The 24,986-nt window shown below is 71.5% G+C and carries 20 protein-coding genes; 9 read left to right on the forward strand and 11 right to left on the reverse strand.

Annotated features, from left to right (window positions below; translation table 11 throughout):
* The 7 genes from ACZ7CF_RS39905 to ACZ7CF_RS39935 all read left to right on the forward strand — a co-directional run.
* Positions 1–1,864: SDR family NAD(P)-dependent oxidoreductase (locus ACZ7CF_RS39905; protein WP_470372282.1), on the forward strand; the 1,864-nt coding region annotated here is incomplete at its 5' end.
* Positions 1,852–5,517: a beta-ketoacyl synthase N-terminal-like domain-containing protein gene (locus tag ACZ7CF_RS39910; protein ID WP_470372283.1), complete on the forward strand. Its 3,666-nt coding sequence runs from the start codon at positions 1,852–1,854 to the stop codon at positions 5,515–5,517. The genes ACZ7CF_RS39905 and ACZ7CF_RS39910, both read left to right, overlap by 13 nt.
* A complete protein-coding gene (locus ACZ7CF_RS39915) occupies positions 5,517–5,777 on the forward strand; it encodes an acyl carrier protein (RefSeq protein WP_065918274.1) in 261 nt (86 codons plus the stop codon). Before ACZ7CF_RS39910 ends, ACZ7CF_RS39915 begins: the two co-directional genes overlap by 1 nt.
* Complete coding sequence (locus tag ACZ7CF_RS39920) at positions 5,770–6,540, forward strand: alpha/beta fold hydrolase (RefSeq protein ID WP_360384903.1); 771 nt, start codon at positions 5,770–5,772, stop codon at positions 6,538–6,540. Before ACZ7CF_RS39915 ends, ACZ7CF_RS39920 begins: the two co-directional genes overlap by 8 nt.
* A complete protein-coding gene (locus tag ACZ7CF_RS39925) occupies positions 6,537–7,661 on the forward strand; it encodes a glycosyltransferase (RefSeq protein WP_360384901.1) in 1,125 nt (374 codons plus the stop codon). Before ACZ7CF_RS39920 ends, ACZ7CF_RS39925 begins: the two co-directional genes overlap by 4 nt.
* Positions 7,658–9,394, forward strand: a complete 1,737-nt coding sequence (locus tag ACZ7CF_RS39930) for a class I SAM-dependent methyltransferase (protein WP_470372284.1) — start codon at positions 7,658–7,660, stop codon at positions 9,392–9,394. Before ACZ7CF_RS39925 ends, ACZ7CF_RS39930 begins: the two co-directional genes overlap by 4 nt.
* Positions 9,391–10,155 (forward strand): hypothetical protein, encoded by a 765-nt coding sequence (locus ACZ7CF_RS39935; protein WP_470372285.1) that lies wholly within the window; start codon positions 9,391–9,393, stop codon positions 10,153–10,155. Before ACZ7CF_RS39930 ends, ACZ7CF_RS39935 begins: the two co-directional genes overlap by 4 nt.
* On the opposite strand, the gene ACZ7CF_RS39940 is transcribed toward ACZ7CF_RS39935, so the two are convergent.
* The 3 genes from ACZ7CF_RS39940 to ACZ7CF_RS39950 form a co-directional block, all read right to left on the reverse strand.
* The gene (locus ACZ7CF_RS39940) at positions 10,139–12,370 is read right to left on the reverse strand and encodes an exo-beta-d-1,3/1,6-glucosidase (RefSeq protein ID WP_360384895.1); all 2,232 of its coding nucleotides are present in this window, start codon (positions 12,368–12,370) and stop codon (positions 10,139–10,141) included. The genes ACZ7CF_RS39935 and ACZ7CF_RS39940 overlap by 17 nt on opposite strands.
* 249 nt (positions 12,371–12,619) lie before the next feature.
* Positions 12,620–14,044: a hypothetical protein gene (locus ACZ7CF_RS39945; protein ID WP_360384893.1), complete on the reverse strand. Its 1,425-nt coding sequence runs from the start codon at positions 14,042–14,044 to the stop codon at positions 12,620–12,622.
* A 213-nt stretch (positions 14,045–14,257) separates the two neighbouring features.
* Positions 14,258–14,809, reverse strand: a complete 552-nt coding sequence (locus tag ACZ7CF_RS39950; protein WP_360384891.1) for a D-alanyl-D-alanine carboxypeptidase family protein — start codon at positions 14,807–14,809, stop codon at positions 14,258–14,260.
* A gap of 270 nt (positions 14,810–15,079) precedes the next feature.
* On the opposite strand from ACZ7CF_RS39950, the gene ACZ7CF_RS39955 reads away from it, so the two are divergent.
* Entirely contained in the window at positions 15,080–15,469 is a 390-nt protein-coding gene (locus ACZ7CF_RS39955) for an SSI family serine proteinase inhibitor (RefSeq protein ID WP_470372286.1), read from the forward strand.
* 118 nt (positions 15,470–15,587) lie between these two features.
* Positions 15,588–16,688 carry a calcium:cation antiporter gene (locus ACZ7CF_RS39960; RefSeq protein ID WP_360384887.1) on the forward strand — a complete coding sequence of 367 codons (1,101 nt, stop codon included), beginning with the start codon at positions 15,588–15,590 and terminating at the stop codon, positions 16,686–16,688.
* Here ACZ7CF_RS39960 and ACZ7CF_RS39965 read toward each other — a convergent pair whose 3' ends face one another.
* The 8 genes from ACZ7CF_RS39965 to ACZ7CF_RS40000 form a co-directional block, all read right to left on the reverse strand.
* Positions 16,689–17,819: a glycosyltransferase gene (locus ACZ7CF_RS39965; RefSeq protein ID WP_360384885.1), complete on the reverse strand. Its 1,131-nt coding sequence runs from the start codon at positions 17,817–17,819 to the stop codon at positions 16,689–16,691.
* 228 nt (positions 17,820–18,047) lie between these two features.
* Positions 18,048–19,847, reverse strand: a complete 1,800-nt coding sequence (locus ACZ7CF_RS39970) for a beta-ketoacyl [acyl carrier protein] synthase domain-containing protein (RefSeq protein WP_470372287.1) — start codon at positions 19,845–19,847, stop codon at positions 18,048–18,050.
* The gene (locus ACZ7CF_RS39975; protein ID WP_360384881.1) at positions 19,844–20,722 is read right to left on the reverse strand and encodes an ACP S-malonyltransferase; all 879 of its coding nucleotides are present in this window, start codon (positions 20,720–20,722) and stop codon (positions 19,844–19,846) included. Before ACZ7CF_RS39975 ends, ACZ7CF_RS39970 begins: the two co-directional genes overlap by 4 nt.
* Positions 20,719–21,948, reverse strand: coding sequence for a beta-ketoacyl synthase N-terminal-like domain-containing protein (locus ACZ7CF_RS39980; RefSeq protein WP_360384879.1), 1,230 nt, complete (start codon positions 21,946–21,948; stop codon positions 20,719–20,721). Before ACZ7CF_RS39980 ends, ACZ7CF_RS39975 begins: the two co-directional genes overlap by 4 nt.
* Positions 21,949–21,958: 10 nt before the next feature.
* Positions 21,959–22,750: a polyketide synthase gene (locus ACZ7CF_RS39985; protein WP_360384877.1), complete on the reverse strand. Its 792-nt coding sequence runs from the start codon at positions 22,748–22,750 to the stop codon at positions 21,959–21,961.
* A complete protein-coding gene (locus ACZ7CF_RS39990) occupies positions 22,747–23,490 on the reverse strand; it encodes an enoyl-CoA hydratase/isomerase family protein (protein ID WP_360384875.1) in 744 nt (247 codons plus the stop codon). Before ACZ7CF_RS39990 ends, ACZ7CF_RS39985 begins: the two co-directional genes overlap by 4 nt.
* Positions 23,487–24,728: a hydroxymethylglutaryl-CoA synthase family protein gene (locus tag ACZ7CF_RS39995; RefSeq protein ID WP_470372288.1), complete on the reverse strand. Its 1,242-nt coding sequence runs from the start codon at positions 24,726–24,728 to the stop codon at positions 23,487–23,489. The genes ACZ7CF_RS39990 and ACZ7CF_RS39995 overlap by 4 nt, the downstream gene beginning before the upstream one ends.
* A complete protein-coding gene (locus tag ACZ7CF_RS40000) occupies positions 24,725–24,982 on the reverse strand; it encodes a phosphopantetheine-binding protein (RefSeq protein ID WP_360384871.1) in 258 nt (85 codons plus the stop codon). The genes ACZ7CF_RS39995 and ACZ7CF_RS40000 overlap by 4 nt, the downstream gene beginning before the upstream one ends.
* Positions 24,983–24,986 lie beyond the last annotated feature (4 nt).

Raw genomic sequence — 24,986 nt, forward strand, 5'->3', positions numbered from 1 at the left:
CGCCCCGGTGGCCGTGCCGGGCAAGGACGTGCGGGCCGTGGTGCTGCGGACGATCAGCACGCGGACCGGCTACCCCGTCGAGATGCTGCAACCGGGACTGGACCTGGAGGCGGACCTGTCGATCGACTCGATCAAGCGCACCGAGATCGTCGGTGAGCTGGTGCAGGCACTGGGCGCGTCCGGTTCGGTGGACGAGCTGGCGCAGCTCAAGACGGTCGACGGGATCGTCGGCTGGTTCGGTGCCGCCGCCCCGGTGGCCGTGCCGGGCAAGGACGTGCGGGCCGTGGTGCTGCGGACGATCAGCACGCGGACCGGCTACCCCGTCGAGATGCTGCAACCGGGCCTCGACCTGGAGGCGGACCTGTCGATCGACTCGATCAAACGGGCCGAGATCGTGGGCGAGCTGGTGCAGGAGCTGGGCGCAGCGGGTTCGGTGGACGAGCTGGCGCAGCTCAAGACGATCGACGGGATCGTCGGCTGGTTCGGCGAGGCCACCCCGCAGCCCGTGCCGGGCCGGCCCGCGCGCACGGTGACCGGCGGGAAGCTCGTCCGGCGCGTCCCGCAGGTCGTCCCCGCCGGACCGGCCGAACCGGTCGACCTCACCGGCAGGACCGTCCTGGTCGTCGACGACAACGGCATCGGCCTGGAGCTCGCCGACCTGCTGGAGAAGCACACCGCCCGCCCGCGCGTCGAGCCGTCGTTCCCCGCCGACCTGACCGGCGTCGACGTCGTCGTGCGGCTGGGCGCCCGGCTGCCGGAGGCGTTCAGCGAGGTCAAGGCCTGCGTCACCACCGGTGTGCACCTGGTCGTGGTCACCACCGGCGGCGGCACGTTCGGCTTCGACCACACCGCCGACGAGCTGCCCGCGGACATCGGCCTGCACGGGCTCGTCCGCACCGCCGCGCTGGAGCACCCGGAGCTGGTGGTGCGCGCGGTCGACGTGAACCCCAAGGAGAGCCACCGCGACATCGCCACCGCGCTGCTCGCCGAGCTCGGTCCCGGCCCGGCGGTCGTCGGCCACCAGGCCGGTCGCCGGCAGGTGCTCGACGCCGTGGCGACCGAGCTGCCCAGCGGGACCCTGTCGCTGGACGCCGACAGCGTGGTGCTGTTCACCGGTGGCGCCCGCGGCATCACCGCACTGGCCGCGGTCGCGCTCGCCGAACGCACCGGCTGCCACGTCGAGCTGATCGGCCGCACCCCGATCGCACCCGAGGACCACCGGCTCGCGCACGCCACGACCGAACCCGAGGTCGTCAAGGCGCTGTTCGAGCTCGGCGTCACCGACGACGTGCCCGCCAAGGCGCGCGGGGTGCTCGCCGAACGCGAGGTGCGCGCGACGCTGGAACGGTTGCGCGCCACGGCGTCGAGCGTGCGCTACCACGAATGCGACGTCACCGACGTCGAGGCGGTGGGCCGGGTGCTCGACGACGTCCGCGCCCGGTTCGGCCGGCTCGACGGCGTGGTCCACGGCGCCGGTGTGCTCGACGACAGGCTGATCGCGGACAAGACCCAGGAGTCGTTCAACCGGGTCTGGGCGACGAAGGTCAACGGTGCCAAGGCGTTCGACGAGGGCTTCCTCGTGCTGTTCGGCAGCGTCAGCGGCGTGTTCGGCAACCGCGGCCAGGCCGACTACAGCGCCGCGAACGACGCGCTCGACCGGATGGCCCGGTTCTGGGGCACCCAGCGCAGGGTGGTCGCCGTCGACTGGGGTCCCTGGGCCGGCGCGGGCATGGCGGTCGGGCTCACCGCGGAGTACGAGCGCCGCGGCATCCCGCTGATCCAGCCCGACGAAGGCGTTGCCGCGCTGTTGAACGAGATCGCCGCCGGGAACGACGTGCAGGTGGTCTACCGATGGGAGGCATAGCGATCGTCGGCATCGGCGCGGTCTTCCCGGGAGCGCCCGACGCCACGACGTTCTGGCGCAACATCGCGTCCGGGGTGGACGCCGTCGGCCAGGTCCCGCCCGGCCGGTGGGACCCGGCGACCTACTACGACCAGAACAGCACCAGCGGCGACCGGTTCTACTGCCGCAGGGGCGGGTTCGTCGACGACCTGGCCGAGTTCGACCCGACCAGGTTCGGCATCATGCCGTCCACAGTGGATGGTGCGGAGCCCGATCAGCTGCTGGCGCTCGCCACGGCCGCGGAGGCGATCGCGGACGCCGGCGGCGAGACCGCCCTGCCGGACCGGGAGCGGATCGGTGTCGTCGTCGGTCGCGGCGGCTACCTCACGCCCGGTTGCGCCCGGCTCGACCAGCGCGTGCGGCTCGCCGACGAGGTGCTGTCGGTGGTCCGCGACCTGTTCCCCGGACTGGGCGGCGCGGACCTCGGCACGGTGCGGCAGGCGGTCCGCGACCGGTTCGGCCCCGAGCAGCCGGAGGCGTCGATCGGCCTGGTGCCGAACCTCGCCGCCTCCCGCATCGCCAACCGGTTCGACCTGCGCGGCACCGCGTACACGGTGGACGCGGCCTGCGCGTCCGGTCTGGTCGCCGTCGAGCACGCCGTCCGCGAGCTCCAGGAGGGCCGCGCGGACGCCATGCTGGCCGGGGCGGTGCACGTCTGCCACCACCCGACGCTGTGGAGCGTGTTCACGCAGCTCCGCGCGTTGAGCCCGAGCGAGCGCATCCGGCCGTTCGACGCGGACGCCGACGGCACGCTGCTGTCCGAGGGTGTCGGCATGGTGCTGCTGAAGCGCCTGGAGGACGTCGGCGACGAACGCGTCTACGCCGTGATCCGCGGCATCGGCACCGCGAGCGACGGCCGCGCGACGAGCATGATGACGCCCAACCCCGAGGGCCAGCTCCTGGCCGTGCACCGGGCCTGGGCCAACGCCGGGCTCGACCCGCGCACCGACGCACCCGGCCTGGTGGAGGCGCACGGCACCGCGACGCCCGCCGGTGACGCCGCCGAGCTCGCCACGATGATCAACGCCTTCGGTGCCGAGGGCGACGAGATCGGCATCGGCACGGTGAAGTCGATGATCGGCCACGCCATGCCGGCCGCCGGGATGGCCGGGCTGATCAAGGCCGCTCTCGCGCTGCACCACCGCACGCTGCCGCCGACCCTGCACGTCGAGCGGCCGCACCCGGCGCTGACCGGCACCCGCTTCGCGCCGGTGACGGAGGCCCGCGACTGGGAGGGCCCGCACCGCGCGGTCGTGAACGCCTTCGGGTTCGGCGGGATCAACGCCCACGCCGTGCTCGACGGCCACACGGTCGCCCGGCCGCGCAAGCCCGTCATGACCTTCGCCGCCGACACCGCTGCGGAGCTGGCCGAGGCCGTGCGGGAACGCAGGCCCTCCACCGCAGACCGCGCGTTCCGGCTCGCCGTCGGCAACCCCGACGACCGCAGGCTCAAGCTCGCCGAACGCGTCATCGCCCAGGGCAAGGCCTGGCCGGGCAGGCACGACATCTGGTTCTCCCCGCAGCCGCTGCTGAGCAGCACCGACCAGGTCGCGTTCGTGTTCCCCGGCTTCGAACGCGAGTTCACCGGCGAGGTCGTCGACCACGCCGTGCAGCTGCTGCAGGACGGCCGCCGTGCGGCGCGCGAGCTGATGGCGCAGGGCATCACGCCCGGAGCGCTCGCCGGGCACAGCATGGGCGAGTGGACCGCGATGGTCGTCGGCGGCATCTACCCGACGATCGACCGGTTCGTCGACGCGCTCGGTCCCGGCGCCGTCGCGGTGGTCGACATCGCCTACGCCGCACTGGGCTGCTCCGCGGACACCGCGGAGCAGTACCTGGTCGAGGGTGTGACGATCAGCCACGACAACTGCCCGCACCAGTCGGTGGTCTGCGGTCCGATCGAGCTGCTCGAACCCGTGTTGGAGACGTTGAAGGCCAACGGCGTGATGGCGCAGCTGATGCCGTTCCGCACCGGCTTCCACACGCCCGCGCTCGCGCCCTACCTGGGCCGGGCCAAGGAGATGCTCGACCAGCTGCCGGTCCGCACCTCGGACGTCCCGGTGTGGTCGGCCAACTCACTGGAACCGATGCGCGCGGAGGACGTCCGCGACCTGGTGCTGCGGCACCTGGTCGAACCGGTCCGGTTCCGGCCGCTGCTGCACCGCCTGCACTCCGCCGGGTTCCGCGCGTTCGTCCAGGTCGGCCAGGGCAGCCTGCCGGGGTTCGTCGCCGACACCCTGTCCGACCGGCCGCACCTCGCCGTGAACGCCGACATCGCCCCGGAAGCGCTGTGGGCGTTCGGCCTCAAGCGCGGCACCTCCCACCGGGTGCGGTTGCGGCTGGGCACCCCGAAGATCACCGTCGACCCGCTCGGCACCGATCCGGTCGTGGTCGCCGACGACAGCCCGGTGTCGGCCGCGGTCACCAAGCTCCTGGCCCACACCAACGCCGTCGCCCGCGAGGTGGCCGGTGCGCTGCGGCCCAGCGAGGCCGGGTTCACCCGCGAGTTCTCGTTGCGCACCATGCCGGAGCTGGTGGACCACTCGGTGTTCCCGCAGGCACCGGGGTGGCCCGACCTCGCGGACGGGTTCCCGATCGTGCCGGCGACCGGCCTGCTGGAGGTCTTCGCCGACGCCGCCCGCAGGCTCACCGGCGGGACCGTGCACGGGTTCGCCGACGTGAAGGCCAAGCGCTGGCTCACAGCGCTGCCCGCGACGACCGTGAAGATCAGCGCACGCTCCGAAGGGCCCGACCGGGTCGCGGTGAAGGTTGGCGACTACGCCGAGGGCGTGGTGCTGATGGCACCCGTGGCACCGCAACCGGTGGAGATCGCGTTGCACGGCACCCGCGTGCCACCGGTCAGCGCCGAGGAGCTGTACCGGGACAACTGGATGTTCCACGGTCCGGCGTACGCGGGCGTCACGCGGATTGACTCGCTGGCGGACAACGGGATCGCGGGCGTGCTGACGCCGTTGCCCGCACCGGGGGCGTTGCTCGACAGCGCCGGCCAGTTGATCGGCCACTGGATGCAGGTGGTGCACACCGTCGACCAGACCGTGCTGCCCACCGGGATCGAGCGTGTGTCGTTCCACGGCCCGGCGCCGACCGGAGACGTCCGCTGCACGGCCCGCATCCGCGAGGTGACCGCGCAGACGATGGTCGCCGACGCCGAGCTGACCGCGGCCGGGGCGCTGTGGTGCCGCATCACCGGCTGGACCACCCGCCGGTTCACCACCGACGACCGGATCTGGCGGGTCAAGCTGCGCCCCGGCACCGAGATGCTGTCCACTCCGGACGGTGAGTGGCTGCGCGTCACCGAGAACTGGTCCGACAGCGCCACCCGCGACCTGATCATGCGCCGCTACCTGAACTCCGAGGAACGGGCGCACTACGCCGGGCTCGACGTGCCCGCGCAACGCGACTGGCTGCTGCGGGTGATCGCGGTGAAGGACGCCGTGCGCTCGTGGCTGTGGAGCCGCGGTGCCGGACCGGTCCACCCCGCGGAGCTGACCGTGTCCGCCGACGCGCGGGTGCGCGGGGCGTTCGCGGTGCCGCAGCTCGAAGTCGTTGCCGAACAGGGAAAAGCCGCCGCACGCGTGAAGACGGAGAAGTGATGGACGAGGTGCTGCAGCAGGTAGCGGAACTCATCACCGAGGTGGTCGGCCCGGACTTCCTGCTGGGCGTGGAGATCACCAGGGACACCACGTTCAGCGACGACCTCGGCCTGGAGTCGATCGAGTTCGTGGCGCTGGCCGACAAGCTCAACGCCCACTACGGCGTCGACCTCGTGGCGTTCCTCGCGGACATGGACATCGACGAGATCATGGCGATGTCCGTGGGCCGGCTCGTCGACCACATCACGGCCCGTGTCTGAGGTCCACGCCCGCGGGCTGCGGTTCCACGTGCAGCGGCTCGGGCCCACGGGGAACGTGCCGACCATCGTGTTCGTGCACGGCCTGGTCATGGACAACCTGTCCAGCTTCTACTACACGCTGGCGGCTCCGCTGGCGGCCAGGGGTTTCGGCACCGTGCTGTTCGACCTGCGCGGCCACGGCCTGTCCGAACGCCCGCCGTCGGGGTACACGCCCGAGGAGAGCGCGCTGGACCTCGTGGCCGTGCTGGACGAGATCGGCGTGACCGAGCCGGTGTTCCTGCTGGGCAACAGCTACGGCGGTGTGGTCGCCATGCACGCCGCGGTCCGGTCGCCGGACCGCGTGGCCGGTGTGGTGCTGGTCGAGTCGGCGGTCGGGGGAGTGGTCGGCGACGCGTGGTTCGAGGACATCACGAACACGCTGACCGTGGCCGCACTCGGCCTGGAGTTCGACCGCACCCAGGACCAGCTCATGGCCCTCGGGCAGCGCAAGATCGCCAAGCTCGCCGTCAACGCCAACGCGCTGCTCAACGGCACCACGCTGATCGACGACCTCGGTTCCGGTGCCAAGCTCGACCTCACCGAGGTGCGCTGCCCGGTGCTCGGCGTGTTCGGCGCGGAGTCCGAGCTGGTCGGCGCCGCGGCCGAGCTGGCGGAGCGGATCCCGTCCTGCCGGTTGCACGTCGTGACCGGCCTCGGCCACACCGTGCTGCGCGAGGCCACCGCCGAGCTGCTCGACGTCCTCTGCGACTGGTTGCCGTCATGAGCCGGTTCCTGTTCGTCGTGCCGCCGCTGACCGGTCACGTCAACCCGACCGCGTCCGTGGGCGGTGAGCTGCTCGCCCGCGGCCACGCCGTCGCGTGGGTCGGGCACCCCGGCACGCTGGCACCGCTGCTGCCCGACGGCGCGGTGGTGTACCCGGCGATCGACGACGTGCTGGAGACCGGCATCCGGGCCAAGCGGGAGCGGTGGCTCGCGTTGCGCGGCATGGCGGTGCTGAAGTTCTTCTGGGAGGAGTTCCTCATCCCGCTCGGCCACGCGATGGTGCCCGGCGTCGCCGCGGCGGTGCGGGACTTCGCGCCGGACGTGGTGGTCGCGGACCAGCAGGCGCTGGCCGGGCCGTGCGTGGCGAAGAACGCCGGGGTGCCGTGGGCGACGTCCGCGGCGACCTCGGCCGAGCTGGTCAACCCGCTGCGGACGATGCCGAAGGTCGACGCCTGGGTGCGGGGTCTGCTGCACGACTTCGCGGGCGGCGACGTCCGGTTCTCCGACCGGCTGGTGCTGGTCTACAGCTCGAAGGCGCTGGTGCGCGGTGACTTCGGTGACGAGGTGGCGTTCGTCGGGCCGGCGCTCGCCCACCGCGTGGAACGGGCGCGGTTCCCGTGGGACCGGCTCGGCGACCGCGCCGTGCTGATCTCGCTGGGCACGCTGAACGGCCCCGCGGGGGAGCGGTTCTTCACCCAAGCCGTGGAGGCGGTGGCCGACCTCGACGTCCAGGTCGTCATGGTGGCGCCCGAACGACCGGCGCCGGCCAACGTCCTGGTGCAGCCCTCGGTGCCGCAGCTCGCGCTGATGCCGCACCTGAGCGCGGTGGTCACGCACGGCGGCCACAACACGGTCTGCGAGGCGCTGGCACACGGGTTGCCGCTGGTCGTGGCGCCGATCCGGGACGACCAGCCGACCGTCGCCGCCCAGGTCGTCGCGGCCGGAGCGGGCGTCCGGCTGACCTACTCGCGGGCCCGCGCGACGGATATTCGCAGCGCACTGGAATCCGTGCTGGGCGAGCCGGAGTACGCGGCCGCCGCGGAGCTCGTGCGGAAGTCGTTCACAGCGGCTGGCGGCGCCGCAGCCGCCGCCGATCGACTGGAGAAGGTGGTGGCGGGGTGATCCTCACCGTGCTCGTGGTGCTGGTCGTCTTGGTCGACGTCGTGCGCCTGCGTTCCCGTGCGGCGAAACTGCGCGTGCTGGCGCCGGGCGTGAGCGGGCACGCCCTGGTCACCGCCACCGGTGTCCACCCGGAGGGCTCCTGGGACGCCGGTGACGCCGACCTGGTCGACCTGGTGCCACGCGACCTGCCGACCGCGGCGGCGCTGGACCTGCTCGGCGCGGTCGACCCCGCGCGGTACCGGGCCGACCGGTGGGTGCGCGGGGCGAGCGCGGCACAGGCCGTGCTGGTGCGCGAGAGGTACGCCGAGGAGGTCGACCCGGACGACCCGACCGAGCTCGTCGCGTTCGTGCGCCGCGTCAAGGACCACGTGCCCGCCGAGGTCGACCTCGCGGTCGCGCCGGGGCTGAAGGCCGGGCCTTACGACCTCGGGTACCGCGCGGCGACGTTGCGGCAGATCGGCAAGCGGCCGTCGCTGTGGATCGCGGGCTCGATGATCGGCTACGCGGTGGTGGCCGCCGCCGTGGTCGTCGACTGGCCGTGGGGCCTGGCCGCGCTGGCCGCCTACTGGGCGCACCCGCTCCTCGTGTTCGCGGGAACCCCGTTGCGACCCAGGGACCTCTGGGTGCCGCGGTTCCTGCGCACGCCCTACCTGTGGCTCAAGACGGCCGGTGGCAAGAAGTCCACCGCCGAGCTCCGGCAGGCCGAGACGCTGGAGCAGGCCGCGCCCTGGTACACCGAGCGACTCGGGCGCGACTTCCACGAGACCCGGCGCGACACCTGCCCGTCCTGCGGCAGCAGCGACCTGCGGCGGTGGGTGACCGCGCACGACCTGGTGCAGCGCAAGCCCGGCACGTTCACCATGGACCGCTGCGTCCGGTGCGCGCACGTCTGGCAGAACCCGCGGCTGACCGAGGAAGGCCTCGGCTTCTACTACCGCGACTTCTACGACGGCCTGGGCGAGTCGTCGGCCGACGCGGTGTTCTCCGGCAAGACCTCGCCGTACTACGGGCGGGCGCGCATGGTGGAGCCGTTCGTGAAACCCGAGCGGTGGCTGGACGTCGGCTCCGGGCACGCGCACTTCTGCCTGGGCGCCAAGGAGGTCCTGCCGGACACCGCGTTCGACGGGCTCGACCAGGGCGCCGCGATCGAGGACGCCGCCCGGCTCGGCCGGATCGAGCACGCCTACCGGGGCAGCTTCAAGGACTTCGCGGGCGAGCTCAAGGGCCGCTACGACGTGATCAGCATGCACCACTACCTGGAGCACGTGCGGGACCCGTGGGAGGAGCTGGACATCGCGGCGGACGTGCTGCCGCAGGGCGGTTACCTGCTGATCGAGCTGCCGGACCCGGAGTGGCGGCTCGGGCGGTTGTTCGGGCAGTACTGGATGCCGTGGTTCCAGCCGCAGCACCAGCACATGATGCCGATCGGCAACCTGGAGCACGCACTGGCCGACCGCGGTCTCGTGACCGTGGCGCGGGAACGGTCGAAAGCCCACCTGTGCAACGACTTCACGCTGGCGCTGCTGTTGTGGCTGGGTGCCAAGGCCCCGCGGACGCCCGCGCCGTGGCGGCCGGAACGGGTGCGGCTGCGCCGGTTGCGCAGCTTCGGCGTGTGGGCGCTGGGCATCCCGGCGTTCTTCGTGGCGATGGCGCTGGACCAGACCGTGAACCGGTTCCTGGCCGCGCGCAGCGACACCGGCAACGCCTACCGGCTGCTGGCGCTCAAGGCATGAACGCCCCGGTCGACCTCGCGGACCGGCCGGACGTCGCACCGGAGCTGAGGCTCGTGCCGCACGCGTTCCGGCGCACCTTCGGCCGGTCCGCGGCCGGTGTCTGGTACGCGCCCGGCGTGCTGCGGCTGCTGGGTGGCCTGGTGCGGGTGCCGGGCAGGTGGGGTGCGATCGTCGCGGGTGACCGGCGCGACGACGGACTGCTGGAGCTGGTGTCGGTGAACCGACCGGCCGAACGGGCGCTGCTGCCGTCGGACGAGGTGCCCGCGTGGGCTTCGCCGGTGCGGGGCGTCGGTGGTGGGGCGACGCTGATGTGCAGCGTGGACCTGCCGCAGGGGAGCGGGCTGTCGGCGGGGCCGGCGTTGCGGACGGCCGTGGGGCTGGCGTTGCGCGAGCTGGCCGGCGTGGCGTTCGAGGACGAGCCCGTCGTGCCGCTCGACCTGCCGGGGCAGCGGTTGCTGGTCGTCGACACGCGGGTGCGCCGGGCCGAACCGCAGCGGGAACGGCCCTTCGTGCGCGACACCGACGACCTCGGGGCCGCGTTGACCGCCTACCACCACGCCCAGGACCCCGATCCGGAGCAGGACGTGGTGGTGCGTGCGGCGGTGCGGGCGGGTGCCCGTGGAGCGAGCCTGCTGGTGGACCCGCCCGGCCGGCCCGCGGTCGCGCTGGTGGACGCGGACCTCGTGCCGGCCGTGAAGCGGGCCGTCACCGCTGCGGCGGCGCTCCCGCCCCGCTACCTGACGATCAGCACGGCGCCTTGACGGTGAACTCGGCCCTGCGCAGGGCCGAGTCCTTCGACGACGGCCCCACGAGCAGCACGAAGTCGCCGGGCTCGACGACCCGGTTGCCCAGCGCGTCGACGATCGAGCACGCCGAGACCGGGACCTCCAGCCGCACCGTCACGCTCTCGCCCGGCGCCACGTCGACCTGCCGGAACGCCTTGAGCTCCTTGTCGGCCCAACTGACCGACGTCACGGCGTCGCTCACGTAGACCTGCACGGTCTCGCGCGCGGGCCGCGACCCGGTGTTGCGCAGCGTGATCGAGGCCTGGACCGTCTCGTCCGGGCCCAGCACCGACGTGTCCACGTGCAGGTCGGTGTACTCGACGGTGGTGAAGGACAGGCCCTCGCCGAACGCGAACGCCGGCTCCTGGGTCAGGTCGGCGTAGCGGGTGCCGTGCTGGCCGCGGATCTGGTTGTAGTAGGTCGGCTGCTGGCCCGCGTGCGCCGCGAACGAGATCGGCAGCCGGCCGCTCGGCTCGATCAGGCCGTGCACCAGCTCGGCGATCGCCCGGCCGCCCTGCATGCCGGGGTTCGCCGCCCAGATCACCGCGGCGGCGTTGCGGGCGCTGTCGGGCAGCACCAGCGGCTTCGAGGCCAGCAGCACCACGATCAGCGGCTTGCCGGTCGCGGCGAGCGCGTCGAGCAGCGCGATCTGACCGCCGATCAGGTCGAGCGTGGCGGTGGACCGGCCCTCGCCGACCAGCTCGATGCGGTCACCGACGACGGCCACGACGTGGTCCGCGTCCTGGGCAGTGGCGACGGCTTCGGCGATGAGCTCCGGGTTCGGCGGGCACGGCGCGACGACCTGCGGGCGCGGCTGGCCGTCCGGGAACGTGTCGCCCTCGGGGTCGGCTTCGAGCGTGAGGATGTCCGCCCCGCGCGCGTAGGTGACCTCGGAGAACTCCCTGAGGCCGTCCAGCACCGTGGTGATCATGTCGCGCGGCTGGCCGTCGGGCAGCCAGTCGGCCTGACCGGACGAGCCGGCCCAGTCGCCGAGCTGGGTCTGGGCGTCGTCGGCGAGCGGGCCGACGAGCGCGATCCTGCCCTTGCGGACGGGCAGCACGCCGTCGTTGCGCAGCAGCACGAGCGACCGGCGGGCCACGTCGAGGTTCAGGGCGGCGTGGTCGGCGTGGTTGATCATCGTGCGCTGGCGCTCGGTGTCGGGCCGGCGCGGGTTCTCGAACAGGCCGAGCTCGAACTTGAGCGTGAGGATGCGGGTGACCGCGCTGTCGAGGTCGGACTCGGCCAGCAACCCGGACTCGACGGCCTGCAGCGCGCCCTCGAAGAACTGCGGGGTGGTCATGATCATGTCGTTGCCGGCCTTCACGGCGGCAGCGGCGGCGTGCGCGTGGTCGGGCTGGACCTTCTGCTCCCAGACCATCCGGCCGACGTTGTCCCAGTCGGTGATGAGCGTGCCCCGGTAGCCCCACTCGCCGCGCAGGACCTCGTCGAGCAGCCACGAGTTGACGGTGATCGGCACGCCGTCGGTGGTCTGGTAGCCGAGCATGAACGTCGCACAACCCTCGCGCGCGACCTTCTCGAACGGCGGCAGGAACCACGACCGCAGCTTGCGCCTGCTGAGGTCGGCCTCGCTCGCGTCCCGGCCGCCCTGGGTCTCCGAGTACCCGGCGAAGTGCTTGGCGGTCGCGAGGATCGCGGTCTCGTCGGTCAGCCCGTCGCCCTGGTAGCCGCGGACCATCGCCGCCGCGAGCTCGCCGATCAGCACCGGGTCCTCGCCGAACGTCTCGTCGACCCGGCCCCAGCGCAGGTCGCGGGCGATGCACAGCACCGGCGAGAACGTCCAGTGCACACCGGTCGCCGCGGCCTCGACCGCGGTGACCCGCGCGACCCGTTCGACCAGCTCGGGGTCCCAGCTCGCGGCCATGCCGAGCTGGGTCGGGAAGATCGTGGCGCCCTCGTGGAACGAGTGGCCGTGGATGCAGTCCTCGGCGATGAGCAGCGGGATGCGCAGCCTGGTCTGCGAGGTGAGGTCGTGCGCGCGCAGCACCCGTTCGGGAGAGGTGTGCAGGATCGAGCCCACGTGCTTGCGCAGCACGTGGTCGTCCAGGTCCTCCCTCGAGTCCAGCTGCATCATCTGCCCGACCTTCTCGGGCAGTGTCATGCGCTGGAGCAGATCGGCGACGCGCGCGGCGATCGGCAGGGTGGCGTCGAGGTAGGACTCGTCCTGATCCATGTGGTCTCCGGAAGGGCTCGTGCTGCAGCGGCGTGGGAGCGCTCTCATACAAGTATATGGAACCGGTTCCGCGTGGAAGCGGTTTTCGGGATTCCGGTACAAACGGATCGGTCCAGGAGCAGCCGAACTGGACAAACCGACCGCTCAGGCGCCCGTTTGGTCCTGACCAAAGTGGCGCCTTCGGCGTGTCGCGCTCCCGCGGGCCGGCGAGCGGCCCTCGTGCCGCCGGTCGGCGACCACGGAGGCAGCTCACCAGAGGAAGACCATGCGCAGGAAGCTCACTATCAGCACCAGTCCCGGCACCAGCAGCAGGACCTTGCCGTAGATCTTGAGCAGGTGCGCGTTGGTCCGCATGTGCAGTCCGTGCCGGTACGACCCGATCGCCTTCAGCGCCTCCTGCAACGCGCGGGCGACGAAGAACGCCGGCTGGTTGGTGCGCCGCTTCTCCCCGGCGAACGGCCCCACCCGCTGCACGTGCGGCTCCCAGTCCGGCCCGAACGCGACGACGGCCGAGGTCCACCGGTTCTCGTCCACCGGCACACCCAGCGGTGTCGGCAGGTGCGTCTCCAGCCGCTGCGCCAGGTCGGGCCGCCCACCGGGGACGAGCAGCACGAGCTTGCCCGGCGGCTGCGTGCGGCACGCCTGGTCGACCTCCCACCACACCCCGTCGCCATCACCCAGTCGCAGCACGATGAGCTGCGCCTGGTCCATCAGCCGCAGCACGCCGCTCTGCCAGTCGTCACCGGGCAGGTAGAACCGTGCCGCGCCCAGCCGTGGCACGTCCTCGCCGGGAATCCCGACGGCCACCACCGGCCCGTACGCCCCCAACGCCCCGATGAGCTGCTCCTCGCGCGAGAGGATGCTGACCATCCCCGTCCACGCCATCTCCTCCTGCCCGTCAACCACGGACGCGGCCTGGTCGTCCCCGAAGTCGCGCAGGTACAGCACCGGCCGCCGCCAGTCGGCCCGCAACGCCTGCGCCGCACCCCGCACCGCCCGCGGCCGTGAGTACCGCAGCACGAAGTAGGCGATCGGCAACCCGATGACACCGCCGGCGAGGAAGATCCCCCGCACCCCCCACGGCAGCTCGTTGGCCCTGGTCGCGGCCACCACGGCGATGAACCCGGCCGTCAGCAGGACGTACCCGGCACCGGTGACGACGAGGAACACCGGCCGCCGCCACACCGGCCGCTTCGGCATGAACCGGGTGACCACCTCGACGACATCGGCGTTGGCCTTGTGCCGCTGATACCGGAACGCCAACGCCCCCACGGCCGCTATCGCCGCCACGACCAGCCACGGCACGGCGCGCGCACTCGTCCGGTCGAACTCCGCGTCGAGCTTGGCCCGGTCCTCCGGGATCTCCTCGGGCAGGTCGTTGGCGTAGCTCCTGGCCCGCTCGAACCGGCCCTCCGCGGCGACGTCGGCCCCGAGTTCGGCTGAGATGTAGGAGTGGCCGCCGCTGGGGTGGTGGACGTCGAACCAGCTCGCGATCGACCGCGCCTCGACGACGTCCTTGCGGTCGATCGCGGCCCGGAACGCCGCCGCCTTGGCGGGCGCGTCCTCGAACGCGACGCTCTTGCGCAGGTCGATGCCCGCGCTGATCGCGAGCATCAGGGCGACGTAGCCGAGGACGACGGCCACGGCGGTGACGATCTTGTTCCAGGTGCGCACGGCCCGATCCGATCACGTGGGCGGGCCTGGTCGTTCGGGAATGAACGCGGATAGCCCGAACCGCCCAGCGCCGGGGTGGGGCGCTGTTCAGGAGCGACGCCGACGACGGCGTAGGTGCGAGCCGTGCGGTGCTCTGATCCGGTAACGGGCGTTGTCGGATTGCGGTGACGCAACCTCACGCGCGCACCAGGCGTCTAGACCTTTACCGGGGAGTCAGCTGCCCGTCGCGCTCGGAACCAGAGCGGGGCAGCCGCCGGTGGGGTAGGCGGCGTTGTACTCGAAATGCCACTGCTCGTTTTCGTAACGGCGGCACCAGCCGAAGGTGCTGCCGTTCTTCTCGATCCATTTTGCGGATTCGATCGGCTGGATGTCGATCGCGTATCCGAGCACGTGCATCGACTTGTCCGGCGGCAGCACGTACCGGCCGGCGAGCTCCGCGTTGCCGAACTTCCCGACCGCGTCGTCGAACTCCTTCTGCTGCTGGCTTCGGCTGCGCTTGCCGTCGTTCAGGCAGAGCGTCACGCCCTGCTCGGTTGCCTTGGTGCGCAACGACTTCCACGCCTGCAGCACGTCACCGCGCAGGCCATCGGGTGCTTCGTCGAGGTAGCGGGCGTCGATCGGGCACGGCGGCCCGGAAGGCGGGCCCGGCACCTCCTCGTAAATCGCCAGCGGCTTTCCGGCGTGCCGGTCGAAGACGAGCGTCAATCTGCCCAGGTGACCCAGCGCGCCGCCGGCGGAAACCACGAGTGTGACGATCAGCAACACGCCGAACACGACGCGTCTGGAGGTCTTGGACATGATTTCGATAATACGGTGTGCCCGTCATCGTCCGGTGACAACCGGTCGACAGGCGCGTCCCGGACGGCGTGGCGCAGAACACAGCCGTTCGGCCCAACCACGCTTTCGGCGCAACGTCGAAATGTGATCGGTGAACGCATCCTGGCCCCTTTCACCACGCTGATTCCGGGTGGCAACATCTGCGGCGGCCGAGAACCGGCCCGGTTTTTGCAGAAGGTCTCAGGAGGACCCGTTTCGATGTCCGCGCGCATTCTCGCGTTCGCCGCACTGCTCGTCTCGCTCTTCATCACCGCCGGTACCGCACAGGCGGCACCGCAGGTCGGTGGCACCGCTCTCGTGCTTGAGGTCCAGCACTCCGACGTGGCGGACAACGCCTACCGGGCGACCGTCCTGACCTGCGGGAGGACCGATGAGCACCCGCGCGGGGCGCAGGCCTGCGCAGCACTGGCCGCCGCTCGTGCCGACCTCGGTGCGATGGCGGCGGACGACCGGGCGTGCACGTTCGAGCACGCACCCGTCGAGGTGTCGATGTTCGGATTCTGGCGCGGTGCGCCCGTTCACCAGGTCCGCACGTTCCCGAACTCGTGCGTCATGCTGGCGCACACCGGTGCCTTGTTCGATTTCTAGGCACCACTGAGAATGTGGGGTGGGGCGCGGCAGGGGCGTCCCACCTCACATTTTCGGCCATCGGAATGGGGGTCGCTTCGGATGGCGTGGGGTCGCGCCCGTGTGCGAGGGTGTGATCATGGCCGCCACCACCTCGCGCTTCCCCCTGCTCTCCTGGACGACCATCGCCCCCGCTCTCGGCGTGCTGCTCCTCGCTGTGACGTGGGGGCGCGACCTCGGGCCCGTGTTCGTGGTCCTGATCGCCGTCGTGCTCGCCGTGACCGTCCTCGCGGCCGTGCACCACGCCGAGGTCGTGGCGCTGAGAGTGGGGGAGCCGTTCGGATCTCTGGTCCTCGCGGTCGCGGTGACGGTCATCGAGGTGGCCCTGATCGTCACGCTGATGGTGTCCGGCGGCCCGGAGGCGGCATCACTCGCCCGTGACACGGTGTTCGCGGCGGTCATGATCACCACGAACGGCATCGTCGGCATCGCGTTGCTGCTCGGTGCGCTCAAGCACGGCACCACCCTCTTCAACGCCGAGGGCAGCGGCGGCGCGCTCGCCACCGTGATCGCCCTCGCCGCGCTCACGCTCGTGCTGCCGACGTTCACCACCACCACGCCCGGCCCCGAGTTCTCCAGCCCGCAGCTCGCGTTCGCCGCACTCGCCTCGCTCGCGCTGTGGGGGATGTTCGTCTTCACCCAGACCGTCCGGCACCGCGACTTCTTCCTGCCCGTCGACGCCGACGGCGTGATCGAGGCCGACGAGCACGCCGAGGCGCCGTCCGGCAAAGCCGCCCTGATGTCGCTGTTCCTGCTGCTCGTCGCGCTGGTCGCCGTCGTCGGCCTCGCGAAGATCGAGTCACCCGCGATCGAGGCCGGCGTGCGCGCGGTCGGCTTCCCGCAGTCGTTCGTCGGTGTCGTCATCGCACTGCTGGTGCTGCTGCCCGAGACCATCGCCGCCGCACGCGCCGCACTGCGCGACCGCATCCAGACCAGCCTCAACCTCGGCTACGGCTCGGCCATCGCGAGCATCGGCCTCACCATCCCGACCATCGCGCTCGCGACCGTGTGGCTCGACGGCCCGCTGCTGCTCGGTCTCGGGTCGACGCAGATGATCCTGCTGCTGCTCACCGTCCTGGTCAGCGTCCTGACCGTGGTGCCAGGACGCGCGACCCGGTTGCAGGGCGGCGTGCACCTGGTGCTGCTGGCGGCGTTCCTGTTCCTCGCCGTGAACCCGTAGTCAGGACCGGGAGCGGTTCGAACGCCTGCTTTCGTCTTCCACCAACGACTGCAGGTCGGCGACGAACGTCTCGAGTGGCGGCAGGGCCAGCATGTCGCGCTGGATCCGCCTGGCGTTGCCCCGGTACCGCGGGTCCTCCAGAACTGCCCGGCAGGCGGCCAAGATGTCGTCGGCACTCATGGCGTCCGTGCGCAGTTGCTCGCCGACGCCGGCCTCCGCGCACCTGCCTGCGTTGTACGGCTGCTCCGAGAACATGGGCATGCAGACGAGCGGGACGCCACATCGCATCGCTTCACGGACGCTGTTGTGACCGGCGTGCGTGACGAAGAGATCGCAGCACTCCAGCAGGAGCGGCTGGGGAACTGACTCCACGAGGACCACAGTGGACGGCAGGGAGCCGAACGCCTCGGGCGCGACGCCGCGTCCTGTGCTGACCACCGCGACGCAGTCCAGCTGCGCCAGGGCCGTGACGACGGATTTGAGCAGCGAGAGGCCGTCGGACGCGAACGCGGACAGCGTGCCCAGGCTCGCGAACACCCACGGCTTGTCGGTGGGCAGACCCGTCAGAACAGGCGGCAACGCCTCGCCCCGCCTTCCGGGGTGCTCGTGCCGGTAGGACTTGGAGCGGGGCACGGCGGCCTCTGCCGGGTCGTAGGTCTCGGGCATCAGGCAGGCGTGCAGGTGCCGGAAGCCGGCCTCCCCGGTGGGATCGGGCGGCAGGCCGAACGAGGCCCGGAGCGGGGCCATCAGCGGCGCGAGCGTGGAGGGCGGCGAGATCACGTTGATCGCGCCACCGATCGCGACGGAGGCGTGCGGCACGCCCAGCACCTCCGCGGCGAGCACACCGCCGAACTCGAGCGTGCTGCGGACGATGACGTCGGGGTTCCACCCCGAGGCGATGACGTCCTTCGCCATCGCCTCGGCCGGAGGGCCGATGAAGAAGTCGACCGTCCTCTCCATCGCCGAGAGCTCCGCGAACGTTCCACCGGACTCCGCCAGCGTCCGCTCGACGAGGTCCAGGATGTCGACCCCCGCCGGCAGGTGGTCGAACCCGTAGGCGGTGATGTCCTGGGCGGAGGTCGCGGCGGTGGCGATCCCGACCGTGTGCCCTGAAGCCTGAGCGGCTCTCATGACCGGTACCAGCGCCCGGATGTGGGACGGTGAGTTCGCGACGGTGAAGAGGATCCGCAAGGTCGTGCTCCGATCGTGGTGACCGCCCGCAGTGGCGGAACCCGGTGGCTGATGAGGGGTCACTGGTTGCAGTGGTCACGTCAACACAAGGCTGTGGGTGGACTGCCGGTGGAGGCAGCGCCGTCGCTCGGTGGAAGCGTGCTCATACTACGTTCCAGAGCACTCTCCTCAAGAGCCGAGTGAGCCGAAGGACTCGTGCCAGCACGAGATCCGGTCGAACGGGTAGGCGGACAGCGGAACTCGGCGCGGGCGCTGCTCTTCCGGCCACAGGACGTCCCACTCGACGCGCTCGCCGGTGAGCCAGCGAGCGGCGACCCGCAGCTCCGGCTCCGGCACGTCGTGGTCAGCGGTCGTCAGCTCCGCGGGGTCGACTGTGTCGTGCAGCACCAACGGATGCGGCTCGCCGCTTACGAATGCACGAGCCGCGACCGCGAACTCACCCGCGTCCTCGGCGAGGATGACGACCCGCTGGGCCAACTGGGCACGTCCCGTTTGGAGGGTCCACACGGCGGCGGTGAAGTCCGGTGGCGCGAGCCCCGGTCCGCCCGACGGGTCCTGCCTGCCGTGGGGGAGCAGGTCGGCCAGCTCGGTGAGCAACCGGTGCAGGCTGCGCTCGGTGCGTGCGCTCACCGGCACGGGCAGGCGGCCGGACCGGTGCCGGCCGCGGCTGTCGAGCTCCGGCGCTTCTTCCAGCACGATGTGGGCGTTGGCTCCACCGACTCCCAGTGCGGTGATGCCGACCCTGCGGGGTGGGCCGTCAGGCCAGGGAACCGCTCGTGCCGCGATGTCCACCGGATCGCGGTCCGCTGGGATGTCGGGGTGCGGCGTGGTGAAACCGGCGGTGAGCGGGATCGTGCGATAACGCAGGACCTGCACCGCCTTGGCCAGGCTCGCCGCCCCCGCCGCGCCTTCGAGGTGACCGATGTTGCCCTTCACCGACCCCATCCACAGCTTGCCGCCGGGTCCGGCTGCGGTCGTCCGTCCCTCTTCCGACCGCAGCAGATCGACCACGGCCTGCACTTCGACGGGGTCGCCCTTGCCGGTGCCTGCCGCGTGCGACTCCATGTACCCCAGTGCGGAAGGAGGCAGACCTGCCTGCGCCAGCGCGCGGCTCATCAGCTCCACCTGGGACTCGGCGTCGGAACGCGTCAGCGTGCCACGCCGGCCGTCGTGGTTCAGCGCACTCCCCCTGATGACCGCGAGCACCGGGTCACCGTCGGCCACCGCGTCCTCCAGGCGTTTGAGGACGAAGCAGAACACCCCTTCACCGCGGACGTAGCCGTCGGCGTCCGCGCTGAAGCACCGGGCTTGCCCTGTCGGCGACAGAGCGCCGAACCGGTGCATCACGGCCTGCATGTGGCCGTGCAGGTAGATGTTCGGGCTCCCGGCGACCGCCAGGTCGAACTCACCCGCACGAAGCCCCGACACCGCTTGGGCCACCGCCGTCAGACCGCCCGCGCAGGCGGTGTCCAGCGTGATGCTGGGGCCCCGCAGGTCGAACTGGTGCGAAATCCGTGCCGAGGCGAAGGTCAGCAGAAGCCCGATCGCGCTGTACCGGTCGACGAGGTGCAGGTCTGCGGCGCGGTCGCGCATGTCGGAGCTCGTGGTGGAGACGAACACCCCGGCGTCGCGGCCGGCGAGCGAGTCGGGTGCCAGGCCGGCGCTCTCCAAGGCGTGCCAGGTGGCTTCGAGCATCAGGCGCTGCTGGGGGTCCATCCAGACGGCCATCCGCGGCGTGATCTGGAACAGTCCCGGCTCGAAGTCACCCACGTCCGGCAGCAGGGACACCACCGGGTCCGGTGTGCCGCCCAGGTCGGCGCGGTAGTCGTGCAACCGGCCGGGAGTCGCGGGGGCCGAGGTGCACCTGCCCTCGGCGAGCAGGCGCCAGAACGCGTCGGCGTCCTCCGCACCGGGCACCCGCGCGGCCATGCCGATGATGGCGACCGGCGCTGCTCCGCCGGCGCTCACCGCGCACCTCCCGTGGTGATGGAGAGCAGGTTCGCCGCGGCGGGGATCTGCCGCAACATCCTCACCAGCACCTGGCTGACGCCCGGTTGGTGGAAGGACACGTCCTGGAAGTTCTCGGCCACCCACGTCACGGACTGGTGCCAGCGCACCGGGCTGTGCACGTGCCGGACCAGGGAATCGGCGACGTCCGCCGCGCTGTGCGGACGCGCGGTCACGTTGGACACGACCGGAATGGCGGGCTCCTCGAAGGAGAACCGCTCCAGCTGCGCCCCGAAGTCAGCCGCGGCGTCCCGCATGTGACCGCTGTGGAACGCCCCGGTGATCGCCAGTCGCCGCACGTCCGCGGCACCGAGGTCGCGCATCACCTGTTCCGCCGAGGCGAGAGCGCTCTCGGGACCTGCCAGGACCGTCTGCGTCGGCGAGTTGAAGTTGACGGCCTCGACGCCCCGCAACCGCGGCTCGCCCAGTGCTCCGCAGACGGTCTCCTCCGCCAGCCCCTGCACGGCCGTCATCGCGCCGGCAGCCGCCTTGGAAGTGATCTCGGCGCGCAGCCGGACCAGCTCGAGCCCTTCGAGGAAGCCGAACACCCCCGCTGCCTCCAGGGCGTTGTACTCACCGAGGCTGTGCCCCAGCACGACATCGGGGCTCAGCCCGTCCTCGCGGGCGGCGCGCAGTGCCAGGGCGCTGACCACGTAGGTTGCGGGCTGGGTGTAGCGGGTCTGGGCGAGCCGCTCCTCATCGGCGCAGAGCTCACGCAGGTCGTAGCCGAGCGTCGCCGAGGCGGCTCCGGTCAGGGCGGGGAACCGCGCGAAGAGCTCGACCCCCATGTTCTGACGCTGCACGCCCTGTCCTGGGAACAGGAAAACGACGGTCATCGGGTTTCCCCCGTCTGGATGGTCTCGGTGGTGAGTGCGATGGAGGTGTTGATGCCGCTGAAACCGAAGCTGTTGGTGAGCGCCACCCGCCGGTCGAGCTGGCTGGAGGTGCGCCCCGCCAGACGTCCGCCCACACCGGGCATGGGACTGCTGGTGTTCGGGTTGCCGTGCACCCGGCCGCTCCGCAGCTGCACCACGGTGGCGATGAGCTCGACCAAGCCCGCCGCGGTGAGTGCGTGGCCGAGGAAAGCCTTGGTGGAGTTGACGAGCGGCCCCGCACCGACGCCGAAGACCTGGGCGATGGCGCTGGCCTCGCACTCGTCTCCGACCCGTGAACCGGTGGCGTGCGCGCTGAGATAACCGACGTCGGCGGGTTCGATCCCGGCGGCGAGCATCGCGGCGCGCATGGCCTCGACCTGCCCGGCCGGGTCGGGTGCAGCGCCACGCCGGGCGTCAAGCCGTTGCCCGGCGCCCAGCAGAACCGCCAGCGGTTCCCGTGCCGTCCGGCCGGCTGGTTCCAGGACGACCGCCGCCGCGGCCGTTCCCGGCACGAAACCCTCCCGGTGCTCGTCGAACGGCCGGCACACCGGTTCCGGGCCGGGGTGGAGTGCGCCGCTGGTGCTCAGCGCGCGTGTTTCGGTCGGCGACAGCTCGCCTGCGGGAGCGACCACCAGGCACCGCTGCGCGTCGCCGGCGCGCAGCAGGCGCATCGCCTGGATGACCGCGACCGCTCCGCTGGCCGACGCGGCGCCCACGGTCCACCCCTCGGCACGCAGGCCGAGCAGCTCGCTCACCACACCCACGGTGTCGGTGTCCTGGTAGGCCACGGCATGGGTGGGACGCACCCGACGGACACCGCGCACCTCGTCCAGCACCGTGCGCGCCTGGTAGTCCATGGCCAGGTTGTTGCCTGCCACGATCAGCGCGCACCCGGCGAGCTCGGACGCCGTCAGCCCGGCCTCGCGGGCACACCGCACAGCGGCCACCGCCGCCGTCCTGGCCGGATCGGCGCTGCACCTCGTGGCGCGGCGCACCCGCGCGGCGTCCCCTGCATCCAGGTGGTGGACCTCCGGATCGTCGAGAAGACCCACCCAACCCCGGTGCACCGGAGGTGGTTCGCCGTCGGACAGCAGCACGTCCGCGAGCTGGTCGAGGCCGCTGAGCGAAGGGGTGAGCACGGTGGCGGCCCGCACCGCGACCGCGGCCCGGGCCGCCGGCGCGGTCATGACGTCGTGGTCATGACGTCGTGGTCCGCAGCAAGCCGTAACCCTCTTCGGTCAGCGAGACGACATCGGGCAGTTCGCGGGAGGTCATGTGCGGCTCCAGCTCCCTGTCCATCGCCGCGTCCGATCCCGCGAGGCACTTGCCCATCAGCTCGCGTTTGAGCAGTTCGAGACTGGCACGCGGCGAACGGGCGATCATCAGGGCCAGTTTCCGGGCCGTGGCCGGCACCTCGTCGTGCGCGACCACCTGCACACCGCAGCCGCGTTGCCTGAGCTCGATGCCGCGGTAACCGCGTGCGGTCAGCAACATCTCGGTGCCCAGCGCCTCCCCGATCTTGGCGGGGACGACGTAGGTCGCTCCGACGTACGGTGCGACGCCGTATTGCATGAAGTTGGCCGCGTAGTAGGACCGTTCGCTCAGCACGGCGACATCGGCGTAGAGCCCGAGCACGAGTCCGCCGCCCAGCGCGTGGCCCTGCATCTCGGCGACCACCGGCAGCGGACACGTCGCGAAGACCCTGGCGAAACGCCGGTACTCCGGCAGCGGCAGACCGTCGGCGATCCCGACCAGCGTTTCCCTGGTCGCTCCCGCGCAGAACACGGAAGACATGCCGGCCGCGATGACCACACGGGTGTCCGGGTGGCCGGTCGCCGCTTCCACCGCCTGGAAGAGGTGGTCCAGCCACTCCCTGCGGAACGTGTTGCCGTTCTCGGCATCGGCGAAGCGCACCGTGGCGATCGGCGCTTCGAACTCCACGGAGATCGGTCCGAACACCTGCTCGGGAACCGCGCTGTCGTCGCTCACAACAACCCCTCTGCCACCAGCGCCGTGATCCGCTGGGAGACCTTCGGATCGTTCAGACGCGCGCCGAACATCCGTTCGGCCATCAACCCGTACCGGTTGTCGGCCGGGAACAGGACCTGGTGCGCCTGCTTGAGGTCCGCGAGGGTGTCGCGGTCCGAGCGGCGCAACGAGAGCAGCACCTTGCGCATCGCCGCCCGCGGGTCGTCGCTCACGACGTCGACGAGCCCGATCCGCTCGGACTCGGCGGCGGTGAGCTGATCCGCGAGCATCGCCAGCCGGAGCGACCTGTGCTGTCCCACGCGGCGGGCGATCCACGGCATGATGATGGTGGGCAGCATGCCGAAGAACACCTCCGTGAGCTGAAACGTCACCTCGGGCGAGGCGATCACGACGTCGCAGGCCGCGGCCAGACCGACCCCACCGCCACTGGCCCAGCCCTGCACGACGGCGATGGTGGGCACCGGTCCCGAGCTCATCCGGGTGAGCAGGTGCCACAGGCCGGTGGTCAACCCCGTGAACTCGGCCTCGCCGAGCTCGGTGATGTGCGCGCCGGCGCAGAAGACCGGGCCGTCGGAGAGGAGTACGACGGCGCGGCAGCCCGGGTCGGCCTCTGCCTGGTCGAACGCGGCGTGCAGCCGGGCGATCAACGCCGGCGTGAGCGCGTTGCGGGACTCGGCGTCGTTGAGCTCCAGCACGAGGTGACCCGGTTTGGGGACCACTCGGAGACCGTCGGATGTCATGTCATGTCCTTGTCGCACCACAGGTACTCCCGGTGGTGATCCTTGATCGAACTGAGCATCAGCAACGGCCCGGTGGTGCGTGCGGCCGCGGTGACGAGGTCGCTGACGCCGCGGAGGCAGTCATCGGCGTCCGGTGTGCCCGGCAGTGTGCGGCGAGCAACGTCGAGCACGGCGTCATAGCGTTCGACGCTGATCTTCGTTCGCGCGGACAGCGCGGTGTCGAGCTGTGCTGCCGCCGGAGTGCCCTCGGTGTCCGCGGAAGCGGTGAGACCGATGAACTCGGACGAACACCCGCCCCCGTAGGAGTAGACGCCGAGCTCGTGACCGGTCGTCGTCGAATGGTGGCGCAACGAGCTCGCCAGTGCCATCAGGGCGCAGCCGGAGTAGATGTTGCCGACCTCGGCCGGGACCTCCAGCGAGGCGCTGACCCGCTTCTTGAAGTCCAGGTCGATCTCGGCGGCGTCCATCCCGGACAGTCGCCGTGCCGCGGTGCGATGTGCTCCGCGCACCATTCCCGGGAACGGGGTGTGCATCGCCAGCGCGTCGAACGACGTGCCGAAATCGGACTCGGTGTGCTCGGAGTAGTTCTTGTACGAGCCGATGAGGCAGTCGATGTACGACATGATGGACAGGTCGACGTTGATCACGTCGACGTCGACCGCCGGCCGGCGGAAGTCGGTGTTGTCGAAGCTCCACAGGCCATAGCGGTCCGCGTGCCACCGCGCGAGGCGTGGCTCGCCGAGCAGGACCGCGATCGCTCCGGCGCCCTGGCTGGGTTCCGCGTAACTGCCCTGGACGGGAATCGGCGCGTCACCGGCGATGACCAGCGCCCTGCCGCGCCTCGACGAGGCGGCGAGCGAAGCGGCCGCCATCTGGAGAGCGGCGGCTCCGCCGTGACAGGCCTGCTTGACCTCGAACACCCGGCACGTCTTCGGCAGGTCGAGAAAGGCGTGGGCGAACGCCGCGGCGGACTTCGCGAGGTCGACACCGCTCTCGGTCGCCACGACCACCGTCTCGATGGTCGCCCTGCCCTCCGCGCCGAGGCGGTCGAGCACCGGTCGAGCGGCGTTGACCGCCATCGTGACTATGTCCTCGCACGGCAGCGCAACGCTCTTGCGCCGCATCAACAGGTTCGCGAGCCTCGCCGGTTCCAGGCCGCGGGCCTGGAACAGCTCGTCGACCTCGACCCGGGCCGTGCCGAAGTAGGCGCCGATGTCCTCGACGCCGACCGCGGTCATGACGGCACCTCTTCGAGGAGCAGCTCGGTCAGCTCGCCGAGGTTCGCGGCGTCACCGAACCGGTGCAACGCCGCGTCGATGCCCAGTGCCTCGACGGTACCGACCACGACGTCCATCCGGTCCATCGAATCGGCACCGAGCGAGCTCATGCTGGCGCTGGGCACGACCGCGGCGGGGTCGAGGTCCGGCAGCACCTCGAGCAGCTGCTCCTTCAGCACGGCGAAGACCTCTTCGCGACCGGTTCGGCTTCCCACCCCG

It is taken from the genome of Lentzea sp. NPDC036955 (genome assembly GCF_055608005.1).

Coding starts and splice junctions, on each gene's coding strand:
- ACZ7CF_RS39910 (WP_470372283.1), top strand. CDS start 1,852: ATGGGAGGCATAGCGATCGTCGGCATCGGCGCGGTCTTCCCGGGAGCG.
- ACZ7CF_RS39915 (WP_065918274.1), top strand. CDS start 5,517: ATGGACGAGGTGCTGCAGCAGGTAGCGGAACTCATCACCGAGGTGGTC.
- ACZ7CF_RS39925 (WP_360384901.1), top strand. CDS start 6,537: ATGAGCCGGTTCCTGTTCGTCGTGCCGCCGCTGACCGGTCACGTCAAC.
- ACZ7CF_RS39935 (WP_470372285.1), top strand. CDS start 9,391: ATGAACGCCCCGGTCGACCTCGCGGACCGGCCGGACGTCGCACCGGAG.
- ACZ7CF_RS39940 (WP_360384895.1), bottom strand. CDS start 12,370: ATGGATCAGGACGAGTCCTACCTCGACGCCACCCTGCCGATCGCCGCG.
- ACZ7CF_RS39955 (WP_470372286.1), top strand. CDS start 15,080: ATGTCCGCGCGCATTCTCGCGTTCGCCGCACTGCTCGTCTCGCTCTTC.
- ACZ7CF_RS39960 (WP_360384887.1), top strand. CDS start 15,588: ATGGCCGCCACCACCTCGCGCTTCCCCCTGCTCTCCTGGACGACCATC.
- ACZ7CF_RS39965 (WP_360384885.1), bottom strand. CDS start 17,819: ATGAGAGCCGCTCAGGCTTCAGGGCACACGGTCGGGATCGCCACCGCC.
- ACZ7CF_RS39975 (WP_360384881.1), bottom strand. CDS start 20,722: ATGACCGTCGTTTTCCTGTTCCCAGGACAGGGCGTGCAGCGTCAGAAC.
- ACZ7CF_RS39980 (WP_360384879.1), bottom strand. CDS start 21,948: ATGACCGCGCCGGCGGCCCGGGCCGCGGTCGCGGTGCGGGCCGCCACC.
- ACZ7CF_RS39990 (WP_360384875.1), bottom strand. CDS start 23,490: ATGACATCCGACGGTCTCCGAGTGGTCCCCAAACCGGGTCACCTCGTG.
- ACZ7CF_RS39995 (WP_470372288.1), bottom strand. CDS start 24,728: ATGACCGCGGTCGGCGTCGAGGACATCGGCGCCTACTTCGGCACGGCC.